The sequence below is a fragment of the Variovorax sp. J22P240 genome, from assembly GCF_030316855.1.
Taxonomy (GTDB): Bacteria; Pseudomonadota; Gammaproteobacteria; order Burkholderiales; family Burkholderiaceae_C; genus Variovorax.
Genome location: NZ_JASZYR010000003.1, coordinates 418,346 through 437,670 on the forward strand (window position 1 = coordinate 418,346; position 19,325 = coordinate 437,670).

General features: G+C 65.7%; 17 protein-coding genes. 14 read left to right on the forward strand and 3 right to left on the reverse strand.

The genetic code is table 11. The features are described 5' to 3' along the window. The first annotated feature begins 30 nt into the window (after positions 1-30). Both QTI24_RS11970 and QTI24_RS11975 read left to right on the forward strand, forming a co-directional pair. Positions 31-927 (forward strand): LysR family transcriptional regulator, encoded by an 897-nt coding sequence (locus QTI24_RS11970; RefSeq protein ID WP_286600623.1) that lies wholly within the window; start codon positions 31-33, stop codon positions 925-927. 286 nt (positions 928-1,213) lie between these two features. Beyond that, entirely contained in the window at positions 1,214-2,395 is a 1,182-nt protein-coding gene (locus tag QTI24_RS11975; RefSeq protein WP_286600624.1) for a glycosyltransferase family 4 protein, read from the forward strand. On the opposite strand, the gene QTI24_RS11980 is transcribed toward QTI24_RS11975, so the two are convergent. Together QTI24_RS11980 and QTI24_RS11985 are read right to left on the reverse strand one after the other, a co-directional pair. Continuing rightward, a complete protein-coding gene (locus QTI24_RS11980) occupies positions 2,392-3,432 on the reverse strand; it encodes a hypothetical protein (protein WP_286600625.1) in 1,041 nt (346 codons plus the stop codon). The genes QTI24_RS11975 and QTI24_RS11980 overlap by 4 nt on opposite strands. A 175-nt stretch (positions 3,433-3,607) precedes the next feature. Beyond that, positions 3,608-4,636, reverse strand: coding sequence for a serine hydrolase domain-containing protein (locus QTI24_RS11985; RefSeq protein ID WP_286600627.1), 1,029 nt, complete (start codon positions 4,634-4,636; stop codon positions 3,608-3,610). A 196-nt stretch (positions 4,637-4,832) separates the two neighbouring features. Here QTI24_RS11985 and nadB point away from each other — a divergent pair, with 196 nt between their 5' ends. The 5 genes from nadB to QTI24_RS12010 all read left to right on the forward strand — a co-directional run bounded on the left by nadB (position 4,833) and on the right by QTI24_RS12010 (position 9,319). Further along, positions 4,833-6,419 carry an L-aspartate oxidase gene (nadB, locus tag QTI24_RS11990; RefSeq protein ID WP_286600629.1) on the forward strand — a complete coding sequence of 529 codons (1,587 nt, stop codon included), beginning with the start codon at positions 4,833-4,835 and terminating at the stop codon, positions 6,417-6,419. Between the two features lie 115 nt (positions 6,420-6,534). Further along, complete coding sequence (locus tag QTI24_RS11995) at positions 6,535-7,575, forward strand: HAD family hydrolase (protein ID WP_286600630.1); 1,041 nt, start codon at positions 6,535-6,537, stop codon at positions 7,573-7,575. A gap of 119 nt (positions 7,576-7,694) precedes the next feature. Further along, positions 7,695-8,297, forward strand: coding sequence for a DUF4337 domain-containing protein (locus QTI24_RS12000; protein WP_286600632.1), 603 nt, complete (start codon positions 7,695-7,697; stop codon positions 8,295-8,297). Between the two features lie 24 nt (positions 8,298-8,321). After that, the gene (locus QTI24_RS12005; protein WP_286600634.1) at positions 8,322-9,086 is read left to right on the forward strand and encodes a class II aldolase/adducin family protein; all 765 of its coding nucleotides are present in this window, start codon (positions 8,322-8,324) and stop codon (positions 9,084-9,086) included. A gap of 29 nt (positions 9,087-9,115) precedes the next feature. Then, positions 9,116-9,319 (forward strand): 4-oxalocrotonate tautomerase, encoded by a 204-nt coding sequence (locus QTI24_RS12010; protein ID WP_286600636.1) that lies wholly within the window; start codon positions 9,116-9,118, stop codon positions 9,317-9,319. A gap of 42 nt (positions 9,320-9,361) precedes the next feature. Here the strand turns inward: QTI24_RS12010 and QTI24_RS12015 are convergent, their stop codons facing one another. Continuing rightward, complete coding sequence (locus tag QTI24_RS12015; RefSeq protein ID WP_286600637.1) at positions 9,362-9,589, reverse strand: hypothetical protein; 228 nt, start codon at positions 9,587-9,589, stop codon at positions 9,362-9,364. Between the two features lie 85 nt (positions 9,590-9,674). Between QTI24_RS12015 and QTI24_RS12020 the strand changes: the two genes are divergently transcribed. The 7 genes from QTI24_RS12020 (at position 9,675) to QTI24_RS12050 (ending at position 19,317) form a co-directional block, all read left to right on the forward strand. Beyond that, positions 9,675-10,733 carry a DUF3500 domain-containing protein gene (locus tag QTI24_RS12020; RefSeq protein WP_286600638.1) on the forward strand — a complete coding sequence of 353 codons (1,059 nt, stop codon included), beginning with the start codon at positions 9,675-9,677 and terminating at the stop codon, positions 10,731-10,733. 63 nt (positions 10,734-10,796) lie between these two features. After that, a complete protein-coding gene (locus QTI24_RS12025; RefSeq protein WP_286600640.1) occupies positions 10,797-11,273 on the forward strand; it encodes a YqhA family protein in 477 nt (158 codons plus the stop codon). A 299-nt stretch (positions 11,274-11,572) separates the two neighbouring features. Then, the gene (locus QTI24_RS12030; protein ID WP_286600641.1) at positions 11,573-13,087 is read left to right on the forward strand and encodes a wax ester/triacylglycerol synthase domain-containing protein; all 1,515 of its coding nucleotides are present in this window, start codon (positions 11,573-11,575) and stop codon (positions 13,085-13,087) included. A 39-nt stretch (positions 13,088-13,126) separates the two neighbouring features. Next, positions 13,127-15,103, forward strand: a complete 1,977-nt coding sequence (locus QTI24_RS12035; protein ID WP_286600642.1) for an alkyl/aryl-sulfatase — start codon at positions 13,127-13,129, stop codon at positions 15,101-15,103. Between the two features lie 40 nt (positions 15,104-15,143). Continuing rightward, positions 15,144-16,778 carry an AMP-binding protein gene (locus QTI24_RS12040; protein WP_286600643.1) on the forward strand — a complete coding sequence of 545 codons (1,635 nt, stop codon included), beginning with the start codon at positions 15,144-15,146 and terminating at the stop codon, positions 16,776-16,778. After that, positions 16,775-18,373, forward strand: coding sequence for a GMC oxidoreductase (locus tag QTI24_RS12045; protein WP_286600644.1), 1,599 nt, complete (start codon positions 16,775-16,777; stop codon positions 18,371-18,373). The genes QTI24_RS12040 and QTI24_RS12045 overlap by 4 nt, the downstream gene beginning before the upstream one ends. Further along, a complete protein-coding gene (locus tag QTI24_RS12050; RefSeq protein WP_286600645.1) occupies positions 18,370-19,317 on the forward strand; it encodes an alpha/beta hydrolase in 948 nt (315 codons plus the stop codon). Before QTI24_RS12045 ends, QTI24_RS12050 begins: the two co-directional genes overlap by 4 nt. Positions 19,318-19,325 lie beyond the last annotated feature (8 nt).

The window sequence follows — 19,325 nt, forward strand, 5'->3', positions numbered from 1 at the left end:
CTGCTTAAACAATAGATCGGAGCTCGCACGATGGACCGCTTCCAGGAAATGCAGGCCTTCGTGCGTATCGCCGAGCGCCAGAGCTTCACCCAGGCCGCGGAAGACCTGCAGATTCCGCGCGCCACCATCACCACGCTGATCCAGCGCATGGAAGAGCGCATCGGCACGCGGCTGCTGGAACGGACCACCCGCACCGTGCGCCTCACGCAGGACGGCGAGGCCCACTACCGCCGCTGCGTGCGGCTGCTGGCGGACGTGGAGGAGGCAGAAGGCTCGTTCAGGAACGCGGCGCCCAAGGGCCAGCTGCGCGTGAACCTGCAAGGGACGCTGGCCCGGCATTTCGTGGTGCCGGCGCTGCCCGGATTTCTCGCACGCTACCCGGAGCTGGCGTTGCATATTGGCGAAGACGACCGCCTGGTCGACCTCGTGCGCGAGGGCGTCGATTGCGTGCTGCGCGCGGGCACGCTGCACGATTCCTCGATGGTCGGCCGGCGCGTGGCGCTGCTGCCGCAGGTCACGGTCGCGAGCCCGGCCTACCTGGCGCAGCGCGGCGAGCCCTATAGCGTGGACGCGCTCGGTGCGCACCGGGCCATCAACTACATCTCCAGCGCCACGGGCAAACCGGTGCCGCTCGAGTTCACGGTCGACGGGCACATCGCGACCGTGCAGCTCGGGGGCGTCGTCTCGGTGACGGGCGCCGACCTGTACACGGGCGCGGCCGTCGCAGGGCTCGGGCTGGTGCAGGTGCCGCGCTACCGCGTGGCGAGCGAGTTGGCGGACGGCCGTCTGAAGGTGCTGCTGCCGGCGTTCGCGCCACCGCCGATGCCGGTGTCGGTGCTGTACTCGCAGAACCGGCAGTTGTCATCGCGCGTGCGCGTCTTCACGCAGTGGCTGCGGGACATTTTCGAGGCCGCGGCGGACGCGTGAAGGCGGCGCCTGCGCCCCAGGCCGTTCGGCCGGCGGTGAACGTCAGGCTGAGCGGCCCCGCCCGTTCTGAGGTGTGCGCGAGCGGGTCTTGTTCTTGCGTCAGAGTTGTAGACGTTCGTACTAATCTGCAGGAAATTCAGGCTAATATGTTGCGACTTGTTACCTAGAAAAGAGACCTGGACACTGGTTCTCTGTTCCCCTCGGACTCGTTAGCGCGGCCGATCGCCACAACAAAAAATTACCCCATGCCAATCGCGAAAATTGCGGGCGGGCTGCCCAGCCCGAGATGAAGATCCTTCTTTACTCTCACGCTTTCTATCCCTCCACCGGCGGCGTCGAGACCGTCTCGATGGAACTGGCCGAGGGCTTCATCCACTCAGGCATGCAGTGCAAGGTCCTCACCCGCACGCCTCAGGAGCCCGGAACGAAGTTCGACTTCGAGGTCATCGACAACGCGGACAAGCGCCGCGAACGGGAACTGATCCGCTGGGCCGATGTGGTCCTTTTCAACGGGGCCAGCCTGTCTCTGCAGCCTTGGATGACGCTCATGCGCAGGCCCTTTGTCTGGGTCCACGTCGGATACCAGGCCTGCACCATCGACGGCGCGGGCTGGTCGGAAGGCGCGCCGGCGCCATTGACCCCCTGGGCCTCGGTTCGACACCATGCGAAGCGCAGCATGAAAGCCGCCGTGAAGGAGGGGTTCAAGCTGGCCATGCGCCGCTTTGTCGCGAAGCGGCTCGTGACGCGCAACGTGGCGATCACGAAGTGGATGACCAAGGCGAACCCGTTGCCGCGGCAGGTCCACATCTACAACCCGTTCCCGGTCGGCCGCTTCGCAGCCGGTTCAAGAAACGAGATCGTCGGCCCCATGTTCGATTTCATTTACCTCGGGCGACTTGTTTCCGAGAAAGGAGTCAATGTGCTGCTCCGGGCATTCGCCAAGGTGGTCGAGGCGAATCCTCCGAGCACGTCGCGGCTGCTCATCGTCGGTGATGGCGACTGCCGCTGGAGCCTCGAGACGCTCGCCAAGAAGCTCGGCATCTGGCGCCGAGTGGTCTTCGCCGGCGATCAGCGCGGCCAGGCACTGGTCGAGTACGTCTCGAAAGGCCGCATCGCCGTAGTCCCCTCGGTCTGGAACGAGCCGATGGGTGGCGTGGTCGTGGAACTGATGGCCGCCGGCCGCAACCTGATCGTGTCGGAGCGCGGCGGGCTCGCCGAGTGCCTGGGCGACGCAGGCCTGGTCTTCCCGAACGGTGACGTCGACGCGCTTGCAAGGCAGATGACGAAGCTGGTGGACGACAAGGAACTGCAGGCCCTCCAGTCGAAGCGTGCCCAAGAGCGCGCGATGGACTTCATGCCTGCACCGCTCGTGGACCAGTACATCGCGCTACTGCGCGAGATCACGAAAAAGGCCCCTCCTGAATCGGCCGCCCACGAGCAAGGCCGGCGCCAGGTGGGCACCGCCTAGACGGTGACGCCGCTGCCAGCGCCTTGTTCGGATCCAGCGTGCACTCGGCCCGGTACCGGGTACTTCCCGCCCACCGACCCGCGCGCAAGCGCCTGAAAGGCCGCTTGCGCGGCGCTCACGCGATGCGGTTCATACCAGGCGCGAGCGTTGCTTCCGACGACCCTCGCACGACTGTCGCCCGCGAGCGCATTGAATCCGGCAAGGAAGTGTTCGTTCGCCACCAGTCCGTCATGGGTGGCGTAGCTCGACGAAAGGAGGATCGGGCAAACACCGTGGGCACAGTAGGCGGCGAACACACCGCTCTTGGCCACGAATTCGACCGGGTAAGCCACTGCACCGAGCCTTGCGGCCGCAAGTGCCGCGCTCACCTCGTCTGCGGAGAGCTTTCCTCGCACGGCCACCCCCTCTTCGCTGAGCCGCGCTTGCAGTGAAACATCCCCGATGGTTGGCCCGATGTCATGGATCTGCAGCTGGCTGCGCTTCGCATAATCAAAGACCTGACCGTTGGCCCACGCGTACACCTTGCTGCGTACCTCGGCGCTGCCAAACACGACGAGAGTGTCCTGGCGTCGCCCGTCGACTGTGTCGAGTTCTCCGACATTCGAGAACACCGGCAGCACTTTGTGCGGCACCGGACCGGCATACCTGGACAGCCAGCGCGCGGACTCCTCGCGGTTGGTAACCCAGAAGTCGGCCAGCGCCACGAGTTCGCGTGCGATGCGCTTCTGCGCGCCCGAGAGCCAGAACGCAGAACTCCACGGCGGACCGGACGCGAAGAGTTCATGAAAAACCACGCCGACTTGGTTGAAGCGCGGCCGCATCTGCCGAAGCCTACGAACCAGCCAGGCCGGAACGCCTCGGGCCTGGAACCCGTAGCCACTGAAATGCACCAACAGCAAGTCGCCACTCAGCCCCGAGGTTTCCGTAGCCTCCGCCAACTCGAGCAGCGGTGCATGGAGCGGGCCACTGAGAATCGATGCGTAGTCCCGCACGCCGCCCGCCCCTGGCGGAATGATCGAATAGGAAGCCATGTTCATAGGCAGCTGAAAGCGGTCGAGCATACGCAAGATCCCGACCTCTGAGGGCCGGTGCCGAGTGCAATGAAAAAGACCCGCCGAAGCGGGTCAACAGCAGCCCAAGGGAGGGTGGAGGAGGAGAAGAGCGGGCTGCCAGAATCAGTGTCTGCCGCGAAACTTAGGCGATGCTTAAGCGTCAACGGTCGCTCGCGGAGGAGCGTTTCAGCGCAGCTGCGAAGAGCCTGGTTCGAATCAGTTGCAGGGCCTGACCTCGGCGATGCGCCTCCGCGGAAACAGTGGAGTTGGTCGCAACCACCATGTCGAGGCCCGGGTAGACCCAGACGTACTGGCCGGCGAATCCGCTGGCCATGAATGTTTGTCGTTGCGCCTTGGACGGCACGACCCACCACATGAAGCCGTAGGGCAGCGACCCCGGCGGACCGCCGGCATTCCGGGCGGTGGTCGCTTCGGCGACGAAGGAGGGCGCAAGCACTTGGCTGCCGCCCCAGAGTCCGTTCTGGAGGAACAACTGTCCGAGCTTTGCCATGTCTTCGGTGCGCATGCTCAAGCCACGCTGGTACGACGGCTCGGTCATTCCGAGGGGCGCGACCAGTTGCTCCCGCGCGAAGTCGGCCAGCGGCATTCCGGTCACCTTCCGGAGGACTTCCACCAGGATGACCACGGCTGCGTTGTCGTACGCGAATGTCTGTCCGGGAGCGCTCGTCATGGGCCGCGCCCAGCCGTCTCTGGCTCTGCCGGCGGCAGCCGTTCCGGATGGGTCGTCGACCCGGAAGCCCGCGGTCATCGTCAGCAGGTGACGCAACGTGATGTTCCGTGACCGCGGATCGGCGTTCAACGGCGCCAGTTCAGGCACCAACTCCACCACCGGCTGATCCAGGCTCGAGATGCGTCCCTGTTGCAACGCAACCCCGACCAATGCCGACGCGGCGCTCTTGGCGACAGACTGGACATCCCGCAAAGCATCGGGCGCGCCGTCGCGGTAGTACTGGAAGGCCACGCGGCCGCGCAAGGCGACGAAGACGCTCTGCACGTCCGGAAAACTCTCTCCAATGGCCTGTTCGATTCCCTGAAAGGCCGCCGCATCCAGTGCCTGCTCCTGCGTCGTGGACGTTCGCCATTGGGCCGCAGTGATCGGCGCCAACGACACGAGGGCCGCGAGGGCCATGCACCTCCACAGCCCGGCTCCGGATGGGATCAGCGTCATCTGATTGGCTCCTCAGTGGCAAGTTCGCGTGTGATCGTGAAAACGGCGTCGTTCGTTTGCGCGATGCTACAGTCCGCCGCTCCTTCCATGATGGCTGTCTCCACACGCTCCAACGCGAGGTTCGAGTTCCTCGAATTCGTTGGCACGGAGACCGAGGCTGAAACCGCTTTCGCTGACCATCGCTCTCCCTTCTCCAATGACTTCCTACGATTTCGATGTTCTCATCGTCGGCAGCGGCCTGGCCGGTCTCAGCGCCGCATTGCATCTGGCCGGCACACACCGCGTTGCCGTCCTCACCAAGCGCGCGCTGAGCGATGGCGCGAGCCAATGGGCGCAGGGCGGCATCGCCGCAGTGCTGAGTGAAGGCGACTCCATCCAGGCGCATGTCGATGACACGCTGGTCGCCGGCGCCGGCCTCTGCGATCTGGCGGCCACGCGCTTCGTGGTGGAGCGTGCGCCGGAGGCCATCGCCTGGTTGCGCGCGCTCGGCGTACCGTTCTCGGAAGAGGACGGCTCCCTGCACCTGACGCGCGAAGGCGGACACAGCCAGCGTCGCGTGGCGCACGTGACCGATGCGACCGGGGCGGCCGTGCAGCGGTGTCTCATCGATGCGGTGCGGCGCACGCCGAACATCACGCTGTTCGAAGGCCACGCGCTGGTCGACCTGATCACCGGCTCGAAGCTGGGCTTGCCCGACAAGGGGTGCCAGGGCCTGCATGCGTTGGACATCGCGACCGACCAGGTGGTGGCCTTCCGAGCTCCCCACACCATCCTGGCGACCGGCGGCGCGGGCAAGGTCTACCTCTACACGACCAACCCCGACACGGCCACGGGCGATGGCATCGCGGCGGCATGGCGCGCAGGCTGCCGCGTCTCGAACATGGAGTTCATCCAGTTCCACCCGACCTGCCTCTATCACCCCTTCGCCAAGTCCTTCCTGATCAGCGAAGCCGTGCGCGGAGAGGGGGGTCTTCTCAAGCTGCCCGCATCGGCGGGCGGCACCCGCTTCATGCCCGGCCACGACGAGCGTGCCGAGCTGGCGCCACGCGACGTGGTGGCGCGCGCCATCGATTTCGAGATGAAGAAGCATGGGCTGGACTGCGTGTACCTCGACATCTCGCACCAGCCTCCTGCGTTTCTCCAGGAGCACTTTCCGAACATCCTGGCGCGCTGCGCCGAACTCGGCATCGACATCACGCGCGGACCCATACCGGTGGTGCCCGCCGCGCACTACACCTGCGGCGGAGTCGTTACCGACCTGAGCGGCCGCACCGACATTGCAGGCCTCTACGCCATCGGCGAGACCGCCTGCACCGGCCTCCATGGCGCCAATCGCCTGGCAAGCAACTCGCTGGTCGAGTGCATGGTGTTCGCACGCGCCGCAGCAGAAGCCATCGGCGCCGCACCGGCACGCCGGTTGGCCGACCTGCCGCCGTGGGACCACAGCCGCGTCACCGACGCCGACGAGATCGTCGTCCTCTCGCACAACTGGGACGAGTTGCGGCGATTCATGTGGGACTACGTGGGCATCGTGCGTACCGACAAGCGCCTGGAGCGCGCGGCGCATCGCATCGCGCTACTGCGCAGCGAGATCGACGAGTTCTACGGACAGTTCCGCATCACGCCGGACCTGCTCGAACTGCGCAACCTCGTGCAAGTCGCGGCGCTGATCGTGCAGTCGGCGCAGTCGCGCCAGGAGAGCCGCGGCCTGCACTTCAGTCGCGACCATCCCTCGCTCGCCGCATCGGCGATACCGACGGTCCTGGTGCCGGCTTCAAGCTGAACGAGTGGCCGCTGAATCCGGGTCTGGGCGAGACCGCACGCATCCGTGCGCGCCCGGATAGCCGGTGTCCGCAAGTTCTTCTAGTCTCCAGGCATTTGAACAAGGAGGGAAGGCCGTGAGAACCTCTGTGCCAGTCCGACGATTTCAAGCCGCGTGGTGCTTGGCGCTGTATGCGCTGTTCCTATTGCTGACCGGCTGCGCATCGGTCAAGCCCGATCCGCTTCCTTCCTGGAACGAGGGCAGCACGAAGCAGTCCATCATCGGCTTCGTGGCCAAGGTCACGACGCCGGGTTCGCCGGACTTCGTGCCGGTTCCCGAGCGCATCGCGACCTTCGACAACGACGGCACGTTGTGGGCCGAGCAGCCGTTGTATTCGCAGGCCTTCTTCATCCTCGATCGCGTCAAGGTGCTCGCGCCCCAGCATCCCGAGTGGAGGACGCAAGAGCCGTTCGCCTCGGTGCTGAAGGGTGACGTCAGAGGCGCGATGGCCGGGGGCGAAAAATCGATCCTTGCATTGGTGGGGGCCACCAGCACCGGTATGTCGACGGCGGAGTTCGACGCACTGGTGCTCGACTGGCTGGCCACGGCGAAGCATCCGAGATTCAACCAGCCCTACTCGTCGATGGTGTATCAGCCGATGATCGAACTGCTGACCTATCTGCGGGCCAACGGCTTCAAGACTTTCATCGTCTCGGGCGGCGGCATGGCCTTCATGCGGCCGTGGACGGAGAAGGTGTACGGCGTGCCGCCGGAGCAGGTCGTGGGCAGCAGCGGGAAGACGCAGTACGAAATGCGCGGCAGCGCTCCGGTCATCATGCGGCTGGCCGAACTGAACTTCATCGACGACGGACCCGGCAAGCCGGTGGCCATCAACACCCACATCGGTCGCCGGCCCATCTTCGCGTTCGGCAATTCCGACGGTGACCTGCAGATGCTGCAGTGGACGGCCGCCGGCACAGGCGCGCGCTTCATGGGCATCGTCCACCATACCGACGCTGCGCGCGAATGGGCTTACGACAGCAACTCCAGCGTCGGCAAGCTCAGTGCATCGACGCTCGACATTGCACGCACCAAGGGCTGGACTGTCGTCGACATGAAGCGGGATTGGGCGGTGGTGTTCCCGTTCCAGGCCGGGCAGGCGGCGAGCCCCCGCTGAATCATCCACCTGCGAATTGCGCCTGCAGCGCTGCTCGGCCTCGACGGCCGAGGGTTTCCAGCTTTGCTGGCCGTATCCGCATCGGCATACTTGCGTCCCCCACGACAACAAGGAAATCCATGTCAGCAGGCGGCTTTCACGTGCATGGCCCGCACGACCACGAACTCGAGCACGCTGGTACCCACGGCGACTCCGAATCGACTTCCCCAACTGGCCGCAAGAACATGACCAGCCAGATCGCGGTGTGCACTGCCGTCATTGCCACGGTGGGGGCGCTCTTTGCGTACATGGGCGGGCTCACGCAAGCCAACGCGGGGCTCTACAAGAACAACGCGGGCATGAAGAAAACCGAGGCCTCCAACCAATGGAACTACTTTCAGTCGAAGAGCACGAAACAGTCCCTTGCGGAGTTCGCCAGGGACACGTCGCCCGACGACCGCAAGCAAGTCTGGCAGACCAAGGTTTCCCGATACGAGCAGGAGAAAGCCGAAATCCTGCTCGTTGCGCAAAAGCTCGAGGCCGAGGCCAACGATTGGGACCAGAAATCGGAGGCCCAGATGCACCAGCATCATCGCTGGGCGCAAGCGACGACTGCGCTGCAGGTCTCCATCGCCTTGGCTGCCATGGCGTTGCTGACAAGGAAAAGGTGGCTGGAGTGGGGGATGCTTGCGGTTGCAGGCATTGGCCTGGTCATTGGTGCACTTGCAGCAGTGCACGTTTGAAAGTCATCGCCTCCCGCTCATCGCATGAACCAGCACCCCCAAACCGACCCGCGCCCGGCACGCACCGAGCGCGAGGTTCGCGTCGACCTCGCCGCGGCCTACCGCATGGCTGCGCAGACCGGCTGGGATGACACCGTCTACACCCATCTGTCGGCCAGCGTTCCCGGTGAGCCGGGCCATTACCTGCTGAACCCGTTCGGTGCGACCTTCGACGAGATCACTGCGTCGAGCCTGGTCAAGGTCAACGTGCGCGGCGAGGTGGTCGATGGTTCCGGCGCCCGGGTGAACCCGAGCGGCTTCGCGATCCACGGCGCGGTGCATGCCGCGCGACCTGAGATCGAGTGCGTGATCCACCTGCACACACCCTGGGGCGTGGCGTTGTCGATGCTGCCGAACGGCCTGCAGCCGACCTCGCAATACGCGATGCGCCTGCACCGGCGGCTCGGCCGCCACGCCTACGAAGGGCTGGCGCTCGGTGTCGATGAGCAACATCGGCTCGTCGAGGACCTCGGTGCGCTCGACGGCTTGATCCTCGATAACCACGGCACGCTGGTCGTCGGTCGCACAGTGGCCGAAGCCTGGATGCTGATGCACCTGCTCGAGCGCGCAGCGCAGGCGCAACTGCGCGCGATGGGGGCCACCGGCGGCGAGGTGCGCGTGGTCAGCGACGAACTCGCTGCACGCACCTATGGTGAATGGGTCGGCGACGGCAGCGAATGGGATGGCGACATGGAATGGCCGGCCCTGGTGCGGCGGCTCGACCGGACCGCGCCCGGCTATCGGGATTGACTGATCGAAGCTTCAACTGGAGAACTCACATGCCCACCATCCGCGTCGAATTGTTCGAGGGTCGCACGATCGAGCAGAAGCGCGCCCTCGCGCAGGCCTTGACCGAGGCCACTGTGCGCACATTGGGCGGTTCGCCCGAAGCTGTCGACATCCTGTTCTACGACATCGCGAAGCACGACTGGGCGACCGGTGGCAAGCTCTGGAGCGAGCCTGCGTCGCCGCCGGCCGGCTGAGTCCGACCCCTTGAGCCGGGATGGCGATGCGTGGTCTCGCCGCTAGGGCGACCGATGCAGGCGCGGCGCGGACAGCGCGTCGAAACTGTTCTGGAGCGCCTCGTTGACGTCGCGCCATCGCGTCGACAGGTTGCCGGCCTCCAGCGCGGACTGCAGCGCGCGCACGTCCTTCGCGCTCGGTGCCACCTTGATTTGAGCAATCGCCGCCGTGGTGTTGCCGGCCTGCAGCAGTGCCAGGACCTTCTTTACCCACTCGTTCGGTCGTGCCATGAGTTGCGTTGGTTGTGCGTCGGGCGGCCAATGTACACCCGCACTCTGGTCCCCAGCCCCCAACTCAGGCATTCTTGCGCCAACCATGCTGCTGCGCACTCTCTCCACCTGGATGACCTGCTGGACCTTGCTCGCCATGGTGCCCCATGCCGCCGCCGCGGCCGACACCAGCCGCGCAGCGCAGGCAATGACGGCCGCGGCGCGGGCGCTGCTGGATGTGACGCCGGCGGTGCAGCGGCCAGAGCTGCTGCTGCCGTTCACGCTGGAGGCGCGTGGCGATTGGAACTACACGCCGCGCAGTCGGCCCGGCATCGCGTTCAAGACCATGGAGGGTGCGCAGCGCCAGGCAGCGCAGCAGTTGCTGGCCGCGGCCTTGTCGGAACCGGGACTGGTCAAGGTACAGGCCATCATCGCCCTGGAGATCGCGCTGCGCGAGATCGAAACCTTCGGCCTCTCGCGCGATCCGGAGAACTACGCCATCGCGTTGTTCGGCACGCCGGACTCCGCTTCGCCCTGGGGCTGGCGTATCGAGGGGCACCATCTCTCGCTGCACTTCACGCTGGCCGACGGCCAGGTCGCGGCCACGCTGCCGCAGTTCCTGGGTGCCAATCCCGCTCAAGTGCCCCGCGACATCGCTGGCAAGGGTCCGCGCAAGGGCCAGCGCGCGTTGGGCGAGGAGGAGGACCGCGCCTTTGCGCTGCTGGCCGCGCTCTCGCCGGCGCAGCGCCAGCAGGCCATCTTCAGTGCCCGTCCGTTCGGTGACATCGTCACGCGCAATGCCGCCCAACTGGACCCCATGGCACCTGTGGGTGTGGCCTTCAGCGCCCTGGACGCAGCGCAGCAGGCCTTGCTGCTGCGCATCATCGAGTCGCTGGCCTCGGTGGCCGAGTCGTCGTTGGCGCAGCAGCGACTGGAGCGCGTGCGTGCAGGCGGCCTGGACGGCATCCACTTCGGATGGGCGGGTGGCACCGATCGCGGACAGCCTCACTACTGGCGCATCCAGGGCGCGCGCTTTTTGATCGAATGGGACAACTCGGGCGGCAATCACATCCACAACGTGTGGCGCGACTTCGAGGGCGACTGGGGGCGCGACGTTCTCGGCGAACACTACCGCCGCGCGCGCGCAAGCGGCCACCGGCACTGAGTGCCGCTTGACCAACGGCGTGTTCGAGGCCACAAAGCATGTCCAACTGAAGGAGCTCTGCTGATGATGCGACGAATCCTGGCTTCGAGCCGGTACATCATGATCATTCCCGTGATCGGGACGTTCCTGGGTTCGGTGGCGCTGATCCTGTACGAGGCCATAGCCCTTTGCGCGACGTTCATGGAGGCGATCCGTGCCGGATCGGTTTCGGCGAAGGCGGTCAAGATCTTCGCGGTGGGCATCGTCGAAGCCGTGGATGTCTTTCTCATCGGGATTGCGGTCTACATCATCAGCATCGGCCTTTATGCGCTGTTCATCGATGACAAGTTGCCGCTGCCGAAGTGGCTCGAAGTCCACAACCTGGAAGACCTCAAGGGAAATCTGGTGAGCGTCGTCATTGCCGTTCTGTCCGTTCTGTTCCTGCGCGAGGTCGTCGCCTGGGAGGGCTCCAGCGACATCGCTGCGTTCGGCGCGGGGCTGGCGCTCGTCGTGGCGGCGCTGACGTACTTTCTGTCGAACAACAACGCGAGAAGGCAATAGGCTGGCGGGCTGCGCACCCGCATACGTCGCGTCTGCTCGGAAGTCAAGCGGAGTCTGGTAGTACGTGGCAGCACCTATAGGCTTGCGTGGGCGCACGGTCCTTCGGCACGTGCGCGCCACGATTTTCAGCGTCGTCCTGCGGGGCTAGTCTTCAGGCTGCCTGCCATGCGGGAGCGACGGTCGCGCATGGGCGTGGGCCGACGTTCGACGCGCCATCTCCCTGCACAAACCGCATCGAAGCGAACGGCTCGATTCGCGCACCGGTGAAAGACCGGTCGAAGTACAGACAGGAGACAACGATGCCCGCACTTTCGGCGATTGACCTGGCCATGTTCCTGCTCGAAACGCCTGCCCGGCCGTTCAACATCGGCCCGCTGGTCCTGTTGCGCCCGCCGGAAAGCTTCAAGGGAAATTTCGCGGACAAGCTGCACGCCAAGTTGCTGAAGCGGCCGCCCGGCCCGCCCTTCAACTACCGTTTCAAACAGTCCTTGACCCATCTGCCTTCGGTCGAGCCAATGACCGACCCCGACATCCGGGCGCATGTGCACCGGCTGACGCTGAAGAACGCGACCATGGATGCGTTGCTGAAGGAAGTCTGCGCGCTCCACGAGACGCAACTCGACCGGTCTGGCCTGCTTTGGCAGTTCTATGTGATCGACGGGTTGGCCGACGGCCGCGTGGCGCTGTACGGCAAGGCGCACCACGGCATCATCGACGGACGCACCTTCGTCAAGGCGGTCATGCTTTGGCTCACCGATGACCCGAAAGACAAGGTCGTCCGCGCCCTGTGGGACGGCGTGCCGCGATCGAGCAGCGCCACCAGGGAACGCGCCGACATGGTGCAGCAACTCCTGAGCGCCGGGAGCCAGGTCACCGGTGCGTTGCTTTCGGCAGCCGGTCTGTACGGCATGTTCGCCCAGCAGGGACTGCGGGCGTTGAGCTTGGGCAAGGAGCTGTCGCTGCCCTACTTGAGGGTGTCTTCTGCCTTCGACGGCGCGCTCTCGCCCAAGCGCAGCTACGCGTACTGCACGCTGCCGCTGACCGAGATGAAGAGCCTGGGCAAGGCCCGCGGCGCCACTGTCAACGACCTGCTGTTGACCGCGCTCGACATGGCCATGCAGCAATATCTGCGAAAGCGAGGCGGCACGCACAAGGAGCCGCTGGTGGCCGACATGCCGGTAGCACTGGCCGAAGACGCCAAGGGCGGCAACCAGATCGCGGTGCTGCAGTTTCCGCTGGGCAAGGCCGGCGCCTCGGTGGCCGAGCGGCTGGCCGCGATCCGCGCCGAGACGAGCCAGCTGAAGGAGCAACTGAAGACACTCAGCAGCGACACCGTGATGCTCTACACCACCATCGTGCATGCGGTGCCGCTGCTGATGGAGATGGTCGCGGCCCAGGCGGCGCCGCGCCTGTCGAACCTAATGGTGTCGAATCCCTTCGGCCTGGCAGGGCAGCCGTACCTGATGGGCGCCGCGATCGAGCTGGTCCTGCCGGTATCGGTGGTGGCGGCCGGGCACAAGCTCAACGTCACGGCGGTCTCGCTGGGCGAGCGGCTTCAGCTTGGCTTCCTGGCCATGCCCGAGGCGGTGCCGCACATCGAAGAGTTGGCGCGCTTCACCGAACAGGCCTATGTGGAATTGCGGGATGCATTGGGCGCGAGCGTGCCAGCCGCCGAACCTGCCCCCATCCGTGCACCGCGAAGGAAGTCCGCCGAGGCGTCCCCCAAGGCACAGCGCAAGACCATTGCGAAGGCCCCTGCGGCGCGAAAGCGAGCGACGCCGGCCAAGCGCAGCACGCGCCCGGCATCGGCCTGATCGCGCTCACCGACACCACCAACGCCAGGAGAAGGAACAATGAAAAACCCAATCGTCGCGACGTACGTCGGCGCTGCGCTGCTGGCCGGTTCCACGGCTTTTGCCCAACAGGCGCCCACGGCGGTTCCTGTGTCCAAGCCCGCCACCGCCGCCACCGAGCGGGCCAACGAAGCGGTGCGCAAGGCGATGGCGATGGCCGACAAGCAGGACTTCGAAGACGCCACGCGAGGCAAGCTGGCCGAGCTGAAGGACCCGCTGGTCAAGGCGCCGGACGGGCGGCTCGTGTGGAACACGCAGCGATACGATTTCGTCAAGGGCGACGCGCCCGCCACGGTCAACCCCAGCCTGTGGCGCGAGCAGAAGCTCAACACCGCGCAGGGCCTGTTCAAAGTGGCCGACGGCATCTATCAGATCCGCGGCTACGACATGGCCAACATGACGCTGGTCGAAGGCGCCAGCGGCTGGATCGTCATCGACACTCTGTTCACCGAGGAGATGGCCCGGGCCGGCCTGAAGCTGGCCATGGAGCACCTGCGCAGCACCAAGCCGGTGGTCGCTGTGATCTACACCCACAGCCATGTCGATCACTTCGGCGGCGTGCGCGGCGTGCTCGACGAGGCCGACGTGCGCTCGGGCAAGGTCAAGGTCATCGCACCTGAAGGTTTCATGGACAACGCAGTGGCCGAGAACGTGCTCGCCGGCAATGCCATGTCGCGCCGCGCCAACTACATGTACGGCATCACGCTGCCGGCCAACGACAAGGGCTCGGTCGGAACCGGCCTCGGGCTGTCGCTGAGCAACGGCGCGCCGGGGCTGGTGCCGCCGACACATCTCATCAAGAAGACCGGCGAGGAGATGACCGTCGACGGCGTGCGCTTCCAGTTCCAGATGGCGCAGGACTCGGAAGCGCCGTCGGAATTCATGATCTATCTCCCCGACAAGAAGGCGCTGTGCCTGTCGGAGGTGGCCACCAAGCTGATGCACAACGTCTACACCATCCGCGGCGCGAAGGTGCGTGATGCGCTGTCATGGAGCAAGTACATCAACGAGACGCTCGACCTGTATCCCGATGCCGAAGTGGCGTTCGCGAGCCACCATTGGCCGACCTGGGGCAACCAGAACATCCGGCAGTACCTGGCGAACCAGCGCGACACCTACCGCTTCCTGCACGACCGGGCGCTGCACCTGGCTAACCTGGGCATGGTGATGGATGAGATCGGCAACGAGCCCTTCTTCCCGAAGGAACTGGCCAAGGATGCCAGTTCGCACGGCTACTACGGCACGCTCAGCCACAACTTGCGCGGGGTCTACAACTTCTACCTGGGCTACTACGACGCCAATCCGGCCACGCTGAACCGCCTCCCGCCGGCCGATGCCGCCAGGCGCTACGTGGCCGCGATGGGGGGTGAAGCGGCGGTCATCGCCAATGGCAAGAAGGCCTTCGACCAAGGCGACTACCGATGGGTGGCCGAGATGGTGAACCACGTGGTCTTCGCCAATCCGAGCAACGCCGACGCACGCGCGCTGCAAGCCGATGCGCTGGAACAGTTGGGCTACCAGGCCGAGTCGGCCACCTGGCGCAATGCCTACCTGATGGGCGCGCTGGAACTGCGCGCCGGCCCACGCACCTCGGGCGCCAGTTCGAGTGGACCGGACACCGTGCGCGGCATGACCAACGAGTTGTTGTTCGACTACATCGCGCTTCGCCTGAATCACGAGAAGACCGACGGCATGAAGGCCGCGATCAGCATGGTGTTCAGCGACACGAACGAGGTCTGGGCGCTGGAGCTGTCGAACTCGGTGCTGAACAACACCAAGGGGCGCGTGCTGAAGAACCCCGATGTCACGTTGACTCTGACTCGCCCCGCCTTCCTGGCCATGTTGCTGCAAGGCAAGAAGGTGCCCGAGCTGGTGCAGGCCGGCCTGCTCAAGGTCGAAGGCGACCCGAAGGGATTCGCCGCCGTGGTGGCGAACGTCGTCGACTTCGATCCCGTCTTCAACGTTGTCGCGCCCTGACCCTCGCGACCCCCACTGCGCTCACATTCAGGAGAAAGACATGACGGCAAGACACTGGCACGCCAGCTATGGCGACATCCCGAAGGAAATCGACGCCGACGCCTACCGCTCGGTCACCGAGATGATGGAGCAGGCGATGAAGCGATTCGCAGACAAGCCGGCGTTCCGCTGCGCCGGCCAGACGCTTACCTATGCCCAGGTGGACGCGCTGTCACGCGATTTCGCGGCCTACCTGCAGGTCAAGCTGGGCGTTCGGCGCGGCGATCGCATCGCCGTGATGTCGCCGAACCTGCTCGCGTTCCCGATCGCCTTCCTGGGCATCATCCGCGCCGGGGCCGTGCAGGTGAATGTCAACCCGCTGTACACGCCGCGCGAACTCGAACACCAGCTCAACGATGCCGGGGCCGAAACGATCATCGTCTACAGCGGCGTGTCGGGGACGGTCGCCGAAGTGATGGACCGGACGCGGTTGAAGACCGTGATCACCACCGGTGTGGGCGACGGCAGCGGCGTGCAGATTCCCAGCCCGCCGGTGGATGCGCGCCTGGGTTCTGCCACCACGTTGGCCCAGGCGCTGGAAGAGGGGGCCAAGCTGCCGTTCGAGCCGGTCGAACTCAACGGCGACGACCTGTTGTTCCTGCAATACACCGGCGGCACCACCGGCTTGTCCAAGGGCGCATCGCTGTCGCACCGCAACCTGGTCGCCAACACCGAGCAGTTCAAGGCCTGCATGCCCGACAACGTGCGCCCGGGCGAGGAGGTCGTCGTCACGGCCATTCCGCTTTATCACATCTTCGCGCTGATGGTGAACTTCATCACCTACTTCTCGGTCGGCGCCGACAACTGGCTGGTGCCCAATCCGCGCGACTTCGACAGCTTCATCGACACGATGAAGAAGGCACGCCCCACCGTGTTCATGGGGGTGAACACGCTCTACGCGGGCCTGTGTGCGCACCCGAAGAGCAAGGAGGTCGACTGGTCCAACCTGCGCCTGGCGGGCGGCGGTGGCGCGGCGGTGATCGGTGCGGTGTCCGACAAGTGGCGCGCGCTCACCGGCACGTTCATCCGGGAAGGCTACGGACTGTCGGAGACTTCTCCGGTCCTGACCTTCAACCCGGCCTCGATCCAGGAATTCACTGGCACCACCGGCCTGCCGATGCCCTCGACCGACATCCAGCTGCTGGACGAGGAGGGCCGCGAAGTCGGCATCGGCGAGGCTGGCGAGATCTGCGCCAAGGGCCCGCAAGTGATGAGCGGCTACTGGCAGAAGCCTGAGACCCAGGCGGCGACGTTCACCGCCGACGGCTACTTCCGGACCGGCGATGTCGGCGTGTTCGACGCCAAGGGCTTCCTCCGAATCGTCGACCGCAAGAAGGACATGATCATCGTGTCGGGCTTCAACGTCTATCCGAACGAGATCGAGGCGGTGGCCACCGGCTGCCCCGGCGTCATTGAATGCGCCTGCATCGGAGTGCCCGACGAGAAGTCGGGCGAGGCGGTCAAGTTGTTCATCGTCAAGGCGGCGGACGCGACGCTGAGCGAAGCCGACGTCGTGGCGTTCTGCCGCAACCAGCTCACCGCCTACAAGGTGCCGCGCATCGTTCGCTTCGTCGACGCGTTGCCGAAATCGGCCGTCGGAAAGATCCTGCGCCGCGAACTGCGCAACGTGACATGACGAGCTTTGACTATGACTGGCTGATCGTGGGTTCGGGTTTCGGCGGCAGTGTCTCGGGGCTTCGACTGTCCGAGAAGGGCTACAAGGTCGGGGTGCTCGAATGCGGTCGGCGCTATCGCGACGAGGACTACGCGGCCACGACCTGGAACCTGCGGGATTTCCTCTGGGCGCCCGCGTTCGGCCTGCGCGGCATCCTGCGCCTGACGCCTTTCAAGGACGTGTTCATTGCCAGCGGCTCGGCGGTCGGTGGCGGCAGCGTCGTCTATGCCTGCACCTTGTATCGCGGCGCACCGGAGTTCTTCGTCAATCCGCAGTGGGCAGGCCTGGACGACTGGGCGGCCACGCTCAAGCCCCACTACGACACGGCAGAACACATGCTCGGCGTGAACACCGTTCCTTTCGAAAGCGACGGACAGAGGCTGCTCATGGACGTCGCCCGGCACTTCGGCGTGGAGAACACGTTCAGGCGCACACCGGTGGGCATCTTCTTCGGCGAGCCTGGCATCACCGTGCCAGACCCGTACTTCGGCGGCAAGGGGCCGCAGCGCACCGGTTGCACGCGCTGCGGTGCCTGCATGGTGGGTTGCCGCGTCGGTGCGAAGAACACGCTGGTGAAGAACTACCTGTGGTTCGCCGAGAAGGCCGGCGCGCAGATCCTGCCGGAACACGAAGTCGTCGACATCCGCCCGCTGGGGGCGGCCGACGGCAGTGACGGCTACCGCGTCACCACGCAGCGGCCCGGTGCCTGGCTCAACAAGCAGCGGCGCAGCTTCAACGCGCGCGGCGTGGTCGTGTCCGCCGGTGCGCTGGGCACCAACCGGTTGCTCGCCAAGTGCAAGCTCGGGGGCTCGCTGCCTGCCATCAGCGACCGGCTGGGCGAACTGGTGCGCACAAACAGCGAATCGATACTGGCCGTGACCCTGCCAGACGAGAAACTCCAACCGGGCAACGATGTCGCCATCAGCGCCAGCATCCACCCGCGTCCGGACACGCATATCGAATTCGTCACCTACGGCGCGAAGGGCGACTTCATGTCGACCCAGTTCACCATGATCACCGGCGAAGGCACACGCGTGACCCGCCCGCTGCGGCTGCTCGGCAGCATCGCGCGCCATCCGCTGCGCTTTGCCAAGGTGCTTTGGCCGTTCGGCTGGGGTCGGCGCACCGTCATCTTCCTGGTCATGCAGAGCCTCGACAACGCCATCGCCTTTCGCGCCAGGCGCGGGTGGTGGGGCGGCATCGCCCTGAGCACCGAGCAGGACAAGGACAAACCCAACCCGACCTTCATCCCGGTGGCCAACGAGGCCGCGGAATGGCTCGCGCAGCACACGGGCGGCATCGCCCAGAGCATGGTGCTCGAAGCCCTGGCCAATATTCCGTCGACAGCGCACATCCTCGGTGGCGCGGTCATTGGCAAGGACGCGAGCAGCGGCGTCGTCGATCGGCACAACTGCGTCTTCGGGTATCGCAACCTCCTCGTCTGCGATGGGGCCGCCATGCCCGCGAACCCCGGTGTCAACCCGTCGCTGACGATCGCCGCCATCGCCGAAAACGCGATGAGCCACATCCCTGCGGCACAGGCGCAGCACCCATGATCCCCATGCAGGTCATCAATGCGGCACTGCGCTTCGGCGTCAAACGCCTGTGGAGCAAGGGCGTCACCATCGACGAGTTGCGCAAGAAGTCGCGTCTGGCGGACGCCGGTCTCAGGCTCGTTGCCAGCAAGATCAGCGTCGCCCGCGTCGATGCCGACGGCGTGCCGTCGGAATGGATCGGCGAGGCGGACGCGGCGCGACGCGGCGTCCTGCTCTACCTGCACGGCGGGGCGTTCAGCCTGCACCTGCCCAACGGTTATCGGCAACTGGCATCCAGCTTGGCGCGGAAGACCGGCATGCGCGTGCTGGTGCCGGCATATCGCCTGGCACCGGAGCATCGCTTTCCAGCAGGGCTGGACGATTGCTTCGCAGCCTGCCGCTGGCTGATCGGGCAGGGGTTTTCGCCCGCGAACATGGCCTTCGCCGGTGATTCCGCCGGCGGCAATCTCGCGTTGGCCCTGCTGATGCGCCTGCGTGATGAAGGCGGGCCATTGCCTGCCTGCGCGGCGCTGATGTCGCCCGTGACCGACCTCACCGGCGGCAGCCCCTCGGTCCATGGCAACGAAGACAGCGATGTGCTGTTCGACCGGCAGGCGCTCACGCTGGTGCTGTCGACCTACCTCGACGGCGCAACCGCGGACGATCCTGCCGTCTCGCCGCTGTTCGGAGACTGGGCCGGACTGCCGCCGCTGCTGTTCCATGTGTCCGGCAGCGAGATGCTGCTTGACGATTCGCTGCGCGCGGCGGAGCGCGCCCGCGCCTGCGGCGTCGATGCCCGGGTCAAGGTCTGGCCCGGAATGCCGCACGTCTTCCAGCTGATCGGCATGCTGCCGCAGTCGAAGCAGTCACTCGACGAGATCGGTGCCTTCATCGTCGAGCGCTGCGGCCTCCAGAAGCAGTCCCCGACGCCCGCCAGCGTGCGTTCGATGGCGGCGCCTTCCTAGGAGCGCAA

Bases quoted from the DNA above. Each gene is read 5' to 3' on its own strand.
- QTI24_RS12050 (WP_286600645.1), top strand. From the start codon at position 18,370: ATGATCCCCATGCAGGTCATCAATGCGGCACTGCGCTTCGGCGTCAAA.
- QTI24_RS11970 (WP_286600623.1), top strand. From the start codon at position 31: ATGGACCGCTTCCAGGAAATGCAGGCCTTCGTGCGTATCGCCGAGCGC.
- QTI24_RS11985 (WP_286600627.1), bottom strand. From the start codon at position 4,636: ATGACGCTGATCCCATCCGGAGCCGGGCTGTGGAGGTGCATGGCCCTC.
- QTI24_RS11975 (WP_286600624.1), top strand. From the start codon at position 1,214: ATGAAGATCCTTCTTTACTCTCACGCTTTCTATCCCTCCACCGGCGGC.
- QTI24_RS12000 (WP_286600632.1), top strand. From the start codon at position 7,695: ATGTCAGCAGGCGGCTTTCACGTGCATGGCCCGCACGACCACGAACTC.
- QTI24_RS11980 (WP_286600625.1), bottom strand. From the start codon at position 3,432: ATGAACATGGCTTCCTATTCGATCATTCCGCCAGGGGCGGGCGGCGTG.
- QTI24_RS12010 (WP_286600636.1), top strand. From the start codon at position 9,116: ATGCCCACCATCCGCGTCGAATTGTTCGAGGGTCGCACGATCGAGCAG.
- QTI24_RS12040 (WP_286600643.1), top strand. From the start codon at position 15,144: ATGACGGCAAGACACTGGCACGCCAGCTATGGCGACATCCCGAAGGAA.
- QTI24_RS12030 (WP_286600641.1), top strand. From the start codon at position 11,573: ATGCCCGCACTTTCGGCGATTGACCTGGCCATGTTCCTGCTCGAAACG.
- QTI24_RS12035 (WP_286600642.1), top strand. From the start codon at position 13,127: ATGAAAAACCCAATCGTCGCGACGTACGTCGGCGCTGCGCTGCTGGCC.
- QTI24_RS12020 (WP_286600638.1), top strand. From the start codon at position 9,675: ATGCTGCTGCGCACTCTCTCCACCTGGATGACCTGCTGGACCTTGCTC.
- QTI24_RS12025 (WP_286600640.1), top strand. From the start codon at position 10,797: ATGATGCGACGAATCCTGGCTTCGAGCCGGTACATCATGATCATTCCC.
- nadB (WP_286600629.1), top strand. From the start codon at position 4,833: ATGACTTCCTACGATTTCGATGTTCTCATCGTCGGCAGCGGCCTGGCC.
- QTI24_RS12015 (WP_286600637.1), bottom strand. From the start codon at position 9,589: ATGGCACGACCGAACGAGTGGGTAAAGAAGGTCCTGGCACTGCTGCAG.
- QTI24_RS12005 (WP_286600634.1), top strand. From the start codon at position 8,322: ATGAACCAGCACCCCCAAACCGACCCGCGCCCGGCACGCACCGAGCGC.
- QTI24_RS12045 (WP_286600644.1), top strand. From the start codon at position 16,775: ATGACGAGCTTTGACTATGACTGGCTGATCGTGGGTTCGGGTTTCGGC.